At 41.1% G+C, this 13,779-nt stretch carries 12 protein-coding genes; 6 read left to right on the top strand and 6 right to left on the bottom strand.

Annotated elements, in window-relative coordinates:
* Nucleotides 1-2: 2 nt before the first annotated feature.
* Together adeG and adeF are read right to left on the bottom strand one after the other, a co-directional pair.
* Nucleotides 3-3,182: a multidrug efflux RND transporter permease subunit AdeG gene (adeG, locus tag I7H67_RS01920; protein ID WP_198306941.1), complete on the bottom strand. Its 3,180-nt coding sequence runs from the start codon at nt 3,180-3,182 to the stop codon at nt 3-5.
* Between the two features lie 6 nt (nt 3,183-3,188).
* A complete protein-coding gene (adeF, locus tag I7H67_RS01915) occupies nt 3,189-4,409 on the bottom strand; it encodes a multidrug efflux RND transporter periplasmic adaptor subunit AdeF (RefSeq protein WP_198306940.1) in 1,221 nt (406 codons plus the stop codon).
* Nucleotides 4,410-4,610: 201 nt separating this feature from the next.
* Here adeF and I7H67_RS01910 point away from each other — a divergent pair, with 201 nt between their 5' ends.
* The 5 genes from I7H67_RS01910 (at nt 4,611) to I7H67_RS01890 (ending at nt 8,877) form a co-directional block, all read left to right on the top strand.
* Nucleotides 4,611-5,639 (top strand): LysR family transcriptional regulator, encoded by a 1,029-nt coding sequence (locus I7H67_RS01910; protein ID WP_111854369.1) that lies wholly within the window; start codon nt 4,611-4,613, stop codon nt 5,637-5,639.
* Nucleotides 5,640-5,814: 175 nt separating this feature from the next.
* Nucleotides 5,815-6,600, top strand: a complete 786-nt coding sequence (locus I7H67_RS01905) for an ABC transporter substrate-binding protein (RefSeq protein WP_198306939.1) — start codon at nt 5,815-5,817, stop codon at nt 6,598-6,600.
* 91 nt (nt 6,601-6,691) lie between these two features.
* A complete protein-coding gene (locus I7H67_RS01900; protein ID WP_087399935.1) occupies nt 6,692-7,381 on the top strand; it encodes an ABC transporter permease in 690 nt (229 codons plus the stop codon).
* Nucleotides 7,378-8,091, top strand: coding sequence for an ABC transporter permease (locus I7H67_RS01895; protein WP_005307068.1), 714 nt, complete (start codon nt 7,378-7,380; stop codon nt 8,089-8,091). The genes I7H67_RS01900 and I7H67_RS01895 overlap by 4 nt, the downstream gene beginning before the upstream one ends.
* Nucleotides 8,092-8,100: 9 nt before the next feature.
* Nucleotides 8,101-8,877 carry an ABC transporter ATP-binding protein gene (locus tag I7H67_RS01890; RefSeq protein ID WP_013197223.1) on the top strand — a complete coding sequence of 259 codons (777 nt, stop codon included), beginning with the start codon at nt 8,101-8,103 and terminating at the stop codon, nt 8,875-8,877.
* 75 nt (nt 8,878-8,952) lie between these two features.
* Here the strand turns inward: I7H67_RS01890 and abeS are convergent, their stop codons facing one another.
* The 4 genes from abeS to I7H67_RS01870 form a co-directional block, all read right to left on the bottom strand.
* Nucleotides 8,953-9,282 carry a multidrug efflux SMR transporter AbeS gene (abeS, locus tag I7H67_RS01885; RefSeq protein WP_004700493.1) on the bottom strand — a complete coding sequence of 110 codons (330 nt, stop codon included), beginning with the start codon at nt 9,280-9,282 and terminating at the stop codon, nt 8,953-8,955.
* A gap of 235 nt (nt 9,283-9,517) precedes the next feature.
* A complete protein-coding gene (locus tag I7H67_RS01880) occupies nt 9,518-9,781 on the bottom strand; it encodes a YfhL family 4Fe-4S dicluster ferredoxin (protein ID WP_198306938.1) in 264 nt (87 codons plus the stop codon).
* Between the two features lie 2 nt (nt 9,782-9,783).
* Nucleotides 9,784-11,154: a tRNA 5-hydroxyuridine modification protein YegQ gene (gene yegQ, locus I7H67_RS01875; RefSeq protein WP_198306937.1), complete on the bottom strand. Its 1,371-nt coding sequence runs from the start codon at nt 11,152-11,154 to the stop codon at nt 9,784-9,786.
* A gap of 56 nt (nt 11,155-11,210) precedes the next feature.
* Complete coding sequence (locus tag I7H67_RS01870; protein ID WP_198307021.1) at nt 11,211-12,677, bottom strand: PLP-dependent aminotransferase family protein; 1,467 nt, start codon at nt 12,675-12,677, stop codon at nt 11,211-11,213.
* A 231-nt stretch (nt 12,678-12,908) separates the two neighbouring features.
* On the opposite strand from I7H67_RS01870, the gene I7H67_RS01865 reads away from it, so the two are divergent.
* Nucleotides 12,909-13,778 (top strand): PhzF family phenazine biosynthesis protein, encoded by an 870-nt coding sequence (locus I7H67_RS01865; protein WP_198306936.1) that lies wholly within the window; start codon nt 12,909-12,911, stop codon nt 13,776-13,778.
* Nucleotide 13,779 lies beyond the last annotated feature (1 nt).

Raw genomic sequence — 13,779 nt, 5'->3', positions numbered from 1 at the left:
CCTTAATGATCATGTGGGGTAGATAAAGGCGCTTCATGGACTGCTGCCGAATGCAATTTATGTTTACTGTTCAGTGTGCGAATCAGGACATAAAAGGCAGGGGTCAGAAATAAACCAAACAGTGTTACACCGATCATGCCGAAGAACACCGCAATACCCATGGCATGACGCATTTCAGAACCTGCACCAGTTGAGGTAACAAGTGGGACTACACCCATAATGAATGCAATAGAAGTCATTAAAATTGGACGTAAACGTAGACGACTTGCTTCAACAGCAGCTTTGAATGCAGTCGCACCTTGCATTTCAAGTTCCCGCGCAAATTCGACAATTAAGATGGCATTTTTACAGGCCAGTCCGACCAGCACCATTAGACCAATTTGGGTAAAGATGTTGTTATCTCCACCTGTCAGCCACACACCTGTTAGGGCCGCCAAAATCCCCATTGGTACAATTAAAATTACAGCTAAAGGTAAAGTTAGACTTTCATATTGAGCGGCTAAAACTAAGAACACCAGTAATACACTAATTGGGAATACCCAGAGTCCTGCATTACCAGCCAAGATTTTTTGGTAAGTTAAATCTGTCCATTCAAACTTAATACCACGTGGTAGAGTTTGAGCAGCAATACGTTCAACCGCAGCTTCTGCTTGGCTAGATGAATAACCCGGTGCAGGGCCACCGTTAATATCGGCTGATGTGTAACCGTTATAACGAACTACCATTTCTGGACCATAGGTTTGAGTTACATTCACCAATGAAGATAAAGGCACCATTTGTCCCGCACTGTTTCGGGTTTTAAGCTGCAAAATATCTTCAGGATTAGCACGGAAAGGGGCATCTGCCTGTGCTCGAACCTGATAAACACGTCCAAAGCGGTTAAAGTCGTTAACGTACTGAGAACCTAAATAAATCTGCATGGTGTTGAAAACATCTGTTACTGCAACACCTTGTTGTTTGGCTTTTACACGGTCCAGATCTACGTTAAGCTGAGGTACGTTAATTTGATAACTTGAGAACATTGGACCCAGTTCAGGGGCTGATTGTGCCGCTTTCATAAAGTTTTGTGCAGCATCGTTCAAGGCTGAATAACCTAAGGCACCTCTGTCTTCAAGTTGGAGTTTAAAGCCGCCCATGGTCCCTAAACCCATCACGGGTGGTGGTGGGAAAACCGCAATATAAGCATCTTGAATAGCTGAGTATTTCTGGTTTAAGGCACCAGCAATTGCATTTGCAGATAAGTCTTTAGCCTTACGTTCATCGAATGGCTTTAAGGTCACGAAGACAATACCGGCGCTTGAGCTGTTGGTAAAACCGTTAATTGATAGACCAGGGAAGGCAACTGCACTTTCTACACCAGGTTGTTTAAGTGCGGTGTCACTCATTTTACGAATGACTGCTTCGGTACGATCTAAAGACGCGCCATTTGGTAATTGAGCAAAGCTAATCAAATATTGTTTGTCTTGAGCGGGAACAAAGCCACCCGGAACAATATAAGAAATACCAACGGTTAAGCCTAGAAGTGCAGCATATACACCCATTGCCGATGCTTTATGGGAGATAACACGGCTTACGCCTTTACCATAGTTGTCTGACGCACGAGTAAATACGCGGTTAAACAGTGCAAAGAAACGTCCAAATACACGGTTCATAATGCGTGTTAATGCATCAGGTTTAGCATCATGTCCTTTCAGTAGCATGGCTGCTAAAGCAGGCGAGAGCGTCAGTGAGTTAAATGCCGAAATAACAGTTGAAATGGCAATGGTCATAGCAAATTGTTTATAAAATTGCCCTGTTAAGCCTGTCATGAAGGCAAGTGGAACGAACACGGCAACCAGCGTTAAAGCAATGGCAATAATCGGTCCGCTCACTTCTCTCATCGCGCGATAAGTTGCATCTCTTGGGCTTAAGCCTGCTTCAATATTCCTCTCGACATTTTCGACGACGACAATAGCGTCATCGACCACAATCCCGATGGCAAGTACCATCCCGAACAGTGAAAGTGCATTGATTGAGTAACCAAAAGCAAGCATGAGCGCGAATGTACCAATAATTGAAACTGGTACGGCAAGTAATGGAATGATTGAAGCACGCCATGTTTGTAAGAATAAAATAACAACCACAACAACCAGTGCAATCGCTTCAAGCAAGGTATGAACAACCGCTTTAATACTTGCACGTACGAACTGAGTCGGATCGTAAACAATGTCGTATTTAATTGAAGATGGGAAATCTTTTGAAAGTTCTTTCATCGTGCTACGCACTTGATCAGAAACTTGCAAAGCATTAGCACCCGGTGCTTGGAAAATTGGAATAGCAACCGCTTGTTTATTATCGAGTAATGAACGTAAGCCATATTGTGAAGCTGCAAGTTCAACACGAGCAACATCACCTAAGCGAGTGACAGCGCCATCTGGTGCAGTTTTTAAAATGATATCTGCGAATTCTTGCTCAGTGGTTAAACGACCTTGAGCATTTACTGAGAGTTGTACAGGAGAATTTGTTGGCGATGCACCAATGGTACCGGCTGCAACTTGAATGTTTTGTTCGCGGATTGCGCTCACAATTTCCGTTGCTGTGAGATTACGTTGCGCTACTTTTTGTGGGTCGAGCCACACACGCATTGCGTAGTCACCCGAACCAAATAAACCGACTTCACCTACACCTTGTAAGCGTGCCAAACGGTCTTTTACATTGAGCACCGCGTAGTTACGCAAGTAGGTCATGTCATAGCGATTATCTGGTGAAGTCAGATGCACAACCATGGTTAAAGTCGGTGAGCTTTTTAACGTAGTGACACCTAAACGTTGTACGTCTTCAGGCAAACGGGGCAATGCTTGCGACACACGGTTTTGAACCAATTGCTGAGCTTTGTCAGGGTCGATACCGAGCTTAAAGTTTACCGTAATGGTTAAGTTACCATCACTGTTTGCCTGAGATTGCATATATAGCATGTCTTCTACGCCGTTGATTGATTCTTCAAGCGGAGAGGCAACAGTTTCAGCAATCACTTTTGGGTTCGCACCCGGATATTGAGCACGTACCACCACAGATGGTGGAACAACTTCTGGATATTCTGAAATCGGTAATTTAAATACCGAAAGTAAACCGGCAAGTAAAATCAATACTGATAACACACCAGCAAAGATCGGCCGATCAATAAAGAATTTAGAAATATTCATATGTGATTAACCTTTTGCCGGAGTTGATGTTTTTTCTGTTGGCTTAGGTTGGGGAGGAGTAGCGTTAGCAGTGATTTGCGCATTCGGCATTGGAACGAGGTGCGGGGTAACAGGGTCACCCGGACGAATTCGCTGTAAACCATTCACCACAATACGGTCACCCGCTTGTAATCCGCTATTTACGATTTGCAAGCCATCTTGTTGTGTGCCAAGTTTTACTTCACGGTAAGCAGTCTGGTTTTTAGCATCCACCACAACAACAAAACGTTTATCTTGATCGACGCCGACCGCGGTTGGGCTAATCAGAATTGCTGAACGAGGTTGACCACCACCCAGACGGATTCGAGCATATAAACCCGGTAATAAAACTCCGTTTGGATTGTCGAAAGTCGCGCGAACACGAATCGTACCTGAGGTTGTATCTAGGTTATTGTCGATTGAGTTGATGACTCCTTCACGAGAAAACCCGGTTTCATTGGCAAGTCCCATATAGACAGGAACTTGTGCTGAATTACGCTGATTACTGATGTATTTCAGGTAAGTTTGTTCATCAACATCGAAAGATGCGTAGAGGCGAGATACAGACACTAAACTTGTTAAAACCTGTGCTCCGTTACCTGCAGAAACCACGTTGCCCACAGTCACTTCGGCACGAGAAATTCGACCACTGACTGGTGCAGTAATGCGCGTGTACTCAAGATTTAAGCGTGCAGATTGAACGGCTGCTCTAGCGGCTTGCAGATTGGCACTGGCTGAGCGTGCATCATTTTCAGCTAGATCTAGCTCTTGACGAGATACAGCATTACTTTGAATTAAACGTTGAATACGAGAAAGATTAGAACCTGTATAAGTCACTTGTGCTTCAGCTGAGGCGAGTTGAGCTTGGGCACGATTGAGTTCTGCTTCGAAAGGACGCGGATCAATGGTAAAAAGTAATTCGCCTTTTCTAACCAGACTGCCATCTTTGAAATGTACGGAAATGAGTTTACCTGAAACCTGTGGCCGAATATCGACTTGATCAATGGCTTCTAAGCGACCGGAATATTCTTGCCAATCGGTAATGGTTTTGCTGATGACATTAGAAATATCAACAGTAGCAGCTTGTTGAGCTGTGGTCGGTGCAGCTTTTGCATCGGCATTTTCATGTAAAAACATAAAACTGCCACCCGTTGCCAAAATGGCGACAAAGATGGCAGACAGCGCAAACTGTTTGCGGGAAAATGACATGAGGTGCTCCTACTTATTTGGATACCTGTTTTCAGACTTTTAATTATGGTCCGTATGGGAGAAACAGGGTTTATGGGATGGACGGAGCATAAAAGTTTGTCAATCACGAATAAATATATTAAATTCGATAACACTATTCGTATTTTTATAACAATTGATGTGTTTGAATGAAAAAATGCATTAATTGATAGGAGTGTGCGTGTGGATCTATTTCATGCCATGAAAGTATTTAACAAAGTTGTCGAAACAAATAGTTTCAGTTTAGCGGCTGACAGTTTAGGCCTACCGCGTGCTTCTGTGACTACAACCATTCAGGGTTTAGAAAAACATTTACAGGTTCGTTTATTAAACCGAACCACCCGTAAACTCAGTTTGACGCCAGATGGTGCGGTTTATTATGAACGTACTGCACGAATTTTAGCCGATGTCGAAGACGTTGAATCGACTTTTCATGATTCAGAACGTGGACCTCGAGGACGACTGCGCATTGATGTTAAAGCTTCAATCGGGCGGTTGATTCTGATTCCGATGCTGTGTGATTTTCATTCCAAATATCCTGATATTGATTTGGTGATTGGAATGAGTGATCGCCCCGTAGATCTGGTGCAAGATGCGGTGGACTGTGTCATTCGTATTGGTCAGTTGAAAGATTCAAGTTTGGTTGCACGTCGTATCGGAACAATTCAGTGTGTGACTGTTGCTGCACCTCGTTACTTGGCGGAACATGGCGAACCAAAAACTATTGATGATCTACAAAAACACCAAGTTGTGCATTACTTTAATAGTCGTACCGGACGCAATATCGACTGGGATTTTATGGTTGATGGGGAAATTCACAGCGTTGGCGTGAAAGGGCGCGTTTCTGTCAACGATGGCGATTCATATGTTGATTTGGCTGTACAGGGTTTTGGTTTAATTCAATGCCCATATTACATGGTGGGGAAACATCTAGAAGATGGCACACTCAAGGAAGTGCTGACTGAATGGTTGCCTGCACCTATGCCAATATCAGTCGTTTATCTACAAAACCGTCATTTATCTCCTAAAGTTCGTGTGTTTGTTGACTGGGTTGCTGAATTATTTGCAGGTTGTCCATTGCTGAGTGGTTGCTCAATGTCATTAGATCAAAAATGTGAATTTGCCAGTGCCAAAGAACATAACCATGAATACACCATTCGGACATTGGTTCAAAATGAAAATATGGCAGAGGCTTACACACTCAAAAACTAACTTAAAATTTGAGTGATTTTTCAACATTTAATGAGGTAATACGATCCGCTGTTTTGACATCTTCATAAATCCTTAATTTACTGGTATAGAAATTGCAATTATTTCGGCAGAAGAGTAATTTAGAAATTACTCAAGTTTTTATCACCTTATTTGGATTTTAAGGAGAAGCTTCAAGATGGCAAGCTTTATGAAAAAAATGTTCGTTTCAACAACCTTAGTTTTGGCTGCTGTTGCAACGAATGTTCAAGCAAAGGATTGGAAGGTGATTCGTTTTGGTACTGAGTCCTCTTATGCACCATTTGAATATAAAACATCGGATGGCAAGTTAACTGGTTTTGATGTTGATTTGGGTAATGCAATTTGTGCAAAACTCAAAGCCAAATGTGTTTGGGTTGAAAACTCTTTTGATGGGATGATTCCAGCACTTAAAGCGAAAAAATTTGACGGTATTCTTTCATCAATGACGGTGACTGATGAACGTGCGAAACAAATTTTGTTTAGTAGCAAAATCTACAACACGCCAACGCGTATGGTTGCAAAAAAAGGCTCACCGTTATTACCAACAGCTGCATCATTGAAAGGTAAGCGTGTAGGGGTACAACAGGGCACAATTCAAGAAACTTATGCTAAAACCTATTGGGCAACAAAAGGTGTAACCGTTGTACCTTACCCAGTCCAAGATTTGATTTATCAAGACATGATGTCAGGTCGTTTAGATGCAACTTTACAAGATGCAATCATGGTTGATGGTGCTTTCTTAAAACAACCAAAAGGCAAAAACTTTACTTTTGTCGGCAACAATGTGGTTGATGCAAAAACACTGGGTGTAGGTGCAGCGATCGGTTTACGCAAAGAAGATGCAGATTTGAAAGCGAATATTGACAAAGCTCTCGCAGCAATCATTGCGGATGGCACATACAAGAAACTCGAGAAAAAATATTTCTCCTTTAACATTTACTAATGATGTGAAAAATGTCGGCTTAATGCCGACATTTTAAAATCTATTCTCATCTCATCAATATTAGATATTGTTTTTAAGGAGAAGATGAGTCATGTTTTTATCTGGCTATGGGCCACTCCTTCTCAGCGGAACATGGATGACCATACAGCTTGCGCTGTTGTCACTTTTGCTTTCTGTCATTATTGGCTTAATTGGTGCGAGTTCAAAACTCTCTAATATTAAAGCTTTACGTTATATTGCGACCGCCTATACCACGCTTATTCGTAGCGTGCCTGATTTGGTAATTATGCTGCTGTTATTTTATAGCTTGCAGTTAGGTTTAAACCAAATTACTGAAGCACTGCAAATGGACCAGATTGATATCAACCCATTCGTGGCTGGTGTGATTACTTTAGCGTTCATTTATGGTGCATATTTTACCGAGACCTTTCGTGGTGCATTTCAATCGGTTCCAACGGGTCAAATTGAAGCAGCAAAGGCCTATGGTATGACCCCTTGGCAGGTTTTCCGACGTGTATTGTTCCCTCAAATGATGCGTTTTGCATTGCCTGGTATTGGTAACAACTGGCAAGTTTTGATTAAGGCTACCGCACTTGTTTCTATTATTGGCCTGACTGATATTGTAAAAATTACGCAAGATGCGGGTAGAAGTACCATGCAATTGTTCTTTTTCAGCATCGTGGCTGCTGCGATTTATTTGGCAATTACCACCGTGTCGAACCTGATTTTAATGTGGCTTGAACGTCGTTATTCTGCTGGTGTGAGGAAGGGACAATTATGATTGAAATCCTTCAACAATATTGGCAGGCATACCTTTGGACCGATGGCTTACAAATGACCGGTGTCGCGATGACTGCTTGGTTATTGGTGCTTTCTATTGGTATTGGCTTTGTGCTTGCCGTGCCTTTATCACTTGCACGAGTATCAGAAAATCTTTGGTTGCGTGGTCCAGTTTGGTTGTTTACCTACGTTTTTCGTGGCACACCACTGTACATCCAATTGCTGATTATTTATTCAGGTATTTACAGCTTTGATTACGTCCATGAACATCAGACGCTCGATGCATTTTTTCGAGAGGGCATAAATTGCACCATTTTGGCATTCGCGCTCAATACTGGTGCATATACGACTGAAATCTTCGCAGGAGCGATTCGTTCTATTCCACATGGCGAGATTGAAGCTGCCCAAGCTTTTGGAATGTCAAAATGGAAACTCTACACACGTATTATCATTCCATCGATGTTACGCCGTGCTTTGCCATTTTACGGTAACGAAGTCATTTTGATGTTGCATGCGACAACCATTGCATTTACAGCAACTGTTCCAGATATTTTAAAAATTGCGCGTGATGTAAATGCGGCAACCTATGACACCTTCAATGCTTTTGGGATTGCCGCGGTGTTATATGCGATGTTGGCATTTATTTTGATTTGGATATTTCGTAAGTTGGAAAAACGTTGGTTGGCATTTTTAAAGCCATCGAATCATTAGGAGACATAAATGGAACACGTTGCAAAACTAGTGATTCGTGATTTACACAAAACATTTGGCGATCATGAAGTACTGAAAGGGATATCACTTGATGCAAATGCTGGCGATGTGATTAGTATTATTGGTTCATCCGGTTCAGGTAAAAGTACCTTGCTGCGTTGTATCAACTTTTTAGAGCAACCGAGCAATGGCACCATTAAGCTCAATGGTGAAAAACTACGCACAGTCTTTGATAAAAAAGGCAATTTAAAAGTGGTTGATCCAAAGCAACTACAGAAAATGCGTACTCAACTGATGATGGTATTTCAGCACTTTAATTTATGGTCTCACATGACAGTGCTTGAAAATGTCATTGAAGGGCCAATTCATGTGCTTGGGGTAAAACGTGCTGAAGCAGAAGAGTGTGCACGGAAATATCTACGTAAAGTTGGATTGCCTGAAAGTGTTGAGAATAAATATCCAGCATTTTTATCTGGTGGTCAGCAGCAACGGGTAGCAATTGCTCGTGCTTTGGCAATGGAACCGGAAGTGATGCTATTTGATGAACCAACTAGTGCACTTGATCCTGAGTTGGTGGGTGAAGTACTCAAGGTTATGCAGAGTTTGGCTGAAGAAGGCCGTACCATGATTGTGGTGACACATGAAATGGGCTTTGCACGTCATGTGTCTAATCAAGTGATTTTCTTGCATCAAGGGAAAATTGAGGAACAGGGCCACCCTGATGAAGTACTCAACAATCCGAAAAGTGAGCGTTTAAAGCAATTTTTGACGGGCAGTTTGAAATAAGCTGTTTATACCGAGTAAGGTGAAATTTTTTAAAAAAGGATTCGCATCTTACTCGGTTGCTTTTTTAATTATATTTTATAGATGGGTATTTTTAGAAAACACATTAATAATGATAATACCTGCAATCATTAAAGTAAGACCAATACAGGCCGCCAAATCTAAATGCTGTTTGTAAAATATCCAGCCAATTGCAGAAATTAAAATAATACCTGCACCCGACCAAATGGCGTATGCAATTCCGATGGGAATCGTTTTTAGCGTAAGAGACAATAAATAAAAAGCAATTGCATAACCCACAACTGTAACGATGGATGGAATAGGAACAGTAAAACCTTGAGATGCTTTTAAAGCTGAAGTTGCAATGACTTCACAAGCAATCGCAATTGCTAAATAAAGATAAGACATGGGGAGCTGCGCCAGAATGAGTTTTAATCAATCTACATGAAATGTTGAAATGGTTTGGCAGTTTTAACGATTGTTTAATTTTTTTGGTACAAAATTACCAGTAAATCAAACTGAACTGATAAATTGATTTTATCACTAGCAAAGTGTTCTCAGCTATTTATTCATTTATTTAATCATTGATCTGCATAGTCATTTAAGAGGATCAGTAACTTTAGCCTGATCCTCGATAGTCTTTTTAAGAAATAGATTCGCTGAGTAAATTTAACCCTTTAAATTTCTCTAAAAGTTGCTCTTTATTCTCAATATGCGCAGGGTCTGGTTTTATGCAATCGATAGGGCAAACTGCCTTACATGTTGGCGCATCGTAAAAGCCTATACATTCGGTACAACGGTATGGATCAATTTCATAAACTTTGCTCCCTTCAAAAATGGCGATGTTAGGGCATTCAGGTAAGCACATATCACAGTTAATGCAGTCACTCGTAATCAAAAGTGCCATGTTTAACTCGCTGAATAAGCCAATGTAGATGCAGTAATACTTTCTTTCGCATGCGGCAAATTGCGTACGAGTAGGGCATAACTGATATCAACATCTTGTGAGAGTGGAATTTCAACGAAATGCCCAGAACCTTTAGCATCTGTAATTGGGTTACCTTTTAAATCACGCATTTCGGTTAAAGTAAAAGTGATGTTGCCTTGAGGCGTCATCAGCTCAAGTGAGTCGCCAACTAAAAAACGGTTTTTAACTTCAATGCGAATATAATCACCGTGACGTTCTAAAACCTCTCCACAAAATTGTTGATAGTCAAAATGTGATGAACCATCAGCATAATTTTGATATTCGCTATGCACATGACGTCTTAAAAAACCTTCGGTATAACCGCGATTTGCCAACCCTTCGAGCTGAGTCATTAAGCTTGGGTCAAATGGTTTACCTGTTAAAGCATCATCAATGGCTTTTCGATAAATTTGGGCAGTACGGGCACAGTAAAAATAGGATTTAGTACGGCCTTCAATTTTCAGTGAGGCGATGCCCATCTTGGTTAAACGATCTACATGCTGTACTGCACGTAAATCTTTAGAGTTCATAAAATAGGTGCCGTGTTCATCTTCTTCAGCAGCAAACATTTCTTTATCATTACGTTGTACAAGCAAAGTTTGAGCCGAGGTTGTCTCTGATTGTGCTGATGAGCAGCAAGACTTTTCTGAGGTGTTGAGCTGAGTAACTGGAATCACGTCGCCGTTTGCATCTTCTTGAGCTTCATGCAGTTTATAGTCCCAACGGCAAGCATTGGTACAAGCACCTTGGTTGGCATCACGTTTATTCATATATCCAGAAAGTAGGCAACGGCCTGAGTAGGCCATGCATAGTGCGCCATGTACAAAAACTTCGAGTTCAATATCTGGTACGTGTTGCTGGATTTCTTCGATTTCTTCTAATGATAACTCACGAGATAAAATGACACGGCTTAAACCGTAATCTTTCCAAAATTTAACAGTGGCCCAGTTAATGGCGTTGGCTTGAACCGACAAATGAATTTGCACATCAGGAAAATGCTCACGCACCATCATAATTAAGCCCGGGTCAGACATAATGAGCGCATCTGGCTGCATTGCTACAATCGGCTCAAGATCACGAATAAAGTTTTTTAATTTGCTGTTATGGGGTTGAATGTTCACCACAACATAAAACTTTTTACCCAAAGCATGCGCTTCATCAATTCCAATTTTTAAGTTGTCATGATCAAAAGCATTATTACGCACACGTAAGCTATAACGTGGTTGGCCTGCATATACTGCATCTGCACCATAGGCAAATGCATAGCGCATGTTTTTAAGTGAACCTGCGGGAGAGAGAAGCTCAGTTTTCATAAAATAAAAGGCATAAAAAATATATGGTTTTATTTTATTAACTCTGTATTTTTGATTCAACCTACTGAATTAGTAGGGATTTGACCAATATCTTTTTGCGCGGGTAGCATATTTTTTGCTAACTCTCCTAAGCGCATCAAAGCATTTAACATTTTAGGGTTTAATTCGAAACACGCTGCTATACGTAAACAATGACTAAAACGTTTATCAGCCGAACATAAAATTCCCGGCATGCATAAGATTTTTTCATCCATTGCCTGATGAAACAGTTCTAATGTATCGATAGATTCGGGTAACTCTAACCATAAAATAAATCCAGCTTGTGGGCGACTGACTCGAGTACCAAGTGGGAAATAACGACAAATATAAGATTTGATAGTGTCAATTTGTTGTTGATAGCGTTTTTTGAGCTGACGTAAATGCAGGTCATAACCACCATTTTCCAAGAAAAGTCCTAAGGTTTCGGTGAGTAAAGCGGGCTCGGCCACCGTTGTCGTAAATTTTAGTTGCTGCACAATATTACGGAAGCGCCCAGCTTCTAACCAACCGATTCGATAGTCGGGTGCTACAGTCTTGGTGTAGCTACTACATACCAACACCCATCCATTTTGATCAAATGCTTTAATGTTGGGTAAGAGAGGTTCGGCTAGTTGCAATTCGGCATACATCGCATCTTCAATAACAGGAACTTGAAAATGATTGGCTAGCTCTGCCAAGCGACGGCGGCTGCTTTCAGGCATGCTGAAACCGAGGGGATTGTGTCCTGTTGGAATCGTTAATATGGCTTGTACACTTTGAGATTTTAAGAGTTCTTCAAGTGTATCTAGACACATGCCTGTATGTGGCGAAGTGGGAACTTCTACAATTTTTCGGCCTAAATTATGAAGGAGTGGGTACAAATTATGAAAAGTCGGGATCTCAAGGGCGATGGTGTCACCCGCTTGAGTTGTTGCCATAATTGCGAGACTTAAAGCCTCCATGGTGCCATGAGTCAGCACAATATCATCTGCTGAAAGAAACATACCGAGTTGCAAGCTTCGTCTAGCAATTTGTGTGCGTAGTCGTGTTGACCCTGGTGGTAAGGTATAGCTTTTAAAAATATCTGGTTGTGTACGTAAAACTTGAGCAGTTAAGCGTTTTAAACGTTCAATCGGGTAGAAGTTTTCTCCTGAGGGGCAAGCTAGGGCCAAATTAATATAGGCTGGGTCCATTTGCTTTTTAACGATTTGTGCGAGGAAGCAGCTGATACCTGAAAGTGGCACTTTTTCTTCACTGACATAACGTTCTTCGAGTTCTAGCAAGTTTGAAGGTGCATGACAAACATAGTAACCAGATTGAGGACGAACAGAAATCAAACCTTGATCTTCAAGCTGACGATACGCTTCTTTTACGGTGTTAATGCTGACTTGATAATGGTTTGCACAGTCTCGTATTGAAGGTAGACGCGAACCAATAGGTTGCCTTCCATTATGGATTTGAAGTGTTAAGTCATCACTCACTTTTTTATATTTGTACATATCAATTCATTAAAAAGCCAAAGCAATGGGTACACTTTATAGTGATCTGTTATTTATCTCAAATATTGTGATTACTTTAGCTTGGTCCATTTAATCGAGTTTACACTTAAGAACTGTGTCTATTATTTTTAATAAAAACTGATACTGTAACCATTAAAGATATCTCAGTAAGATCAAAAGCATGGTGAGGATTTAAAACCATAATTTTTTAATATCAAAATGAGTAGGAGTGGGTCTATGTCCGTTGTAGCATTTAAACAAGTTGATGTTTTTACTTCACAAGCATTTAAGGGAAATCCTGTCGCGGTGATTATGGACGCTAGTACCTTAACATCTGAGCAAATGCAGGCGATTGCCAATTGGACCAATCTCTCTGAAACTACATTTGTACTGCCTGCTACAGATTCGCAAGCCGATTATCAGGTTCGAATTTTTACTCCGCAAAGTGAGTTGCCATTTGCAGGCCATCCTACAATCGGCACAGCCCATGCTTTACTTGAAGCTGGTCTAATTACTGCTAAAGAAGGAAAATTGGTACAGCAATGTGGTGCAGGTTTAGTTGCTCTTACGGTAAGTGAATTGAATCATATTTCCTTTGAACTACCACAACCTAAAATTACGCCATTAGATACTAAACAGACTCAAAAGTTGGCAGAGATTTTAAAATGTCAGATTGACACTCAATGGAATGCTGCATTGGTTGATGTTGGGGCGCGTTGGGTTGTATTACAAGCGGTTAATGCCGAAGCTGTTTTAGCGACTCAACCAGACTTCGCTGCTTTAAAACAACATGATTTAGAAATGAAAGTTGGTGGAGCGACGGTTTATGGTTTTTATGAAAATAATGATGAGCAAAAACATATAGAAGTTCGCTCATTTGCCCCTTCAATTGGAATAAATGAAGATCCAGTTTGTGGTAGTGGTAATGGTAGCGTAGCGTCTTTTATTCGTTACCATGGTATTTTGCCCGCACAAAATGATCAGGTACTTTCTTCACAAGGTTGCGTTTTAGGACGTGACGGACAGCTTCAACTTGAATTGCATCAGGATAAAATTTTAGTGGGTGGAACGGCTGTTACCTGCATTGATGGCACAATCAAGTTATAAA

Source organism: Acinetobacter sp. ACIN00229 (genome assembly GCF_016106645.1).
Classification (GTDB): Bacteria; Pseudomonadota; Gammaproteobacteria; order Pseudomonadales; family Moraxellaceae; genus Acinetobacter; species Acinetobacter oleivorans.
The sequence above is the reverse complement of the archived record's forward strand: the minus strand, read 5'-3'. Positions and strand labels throughout refer to the sequence as shown.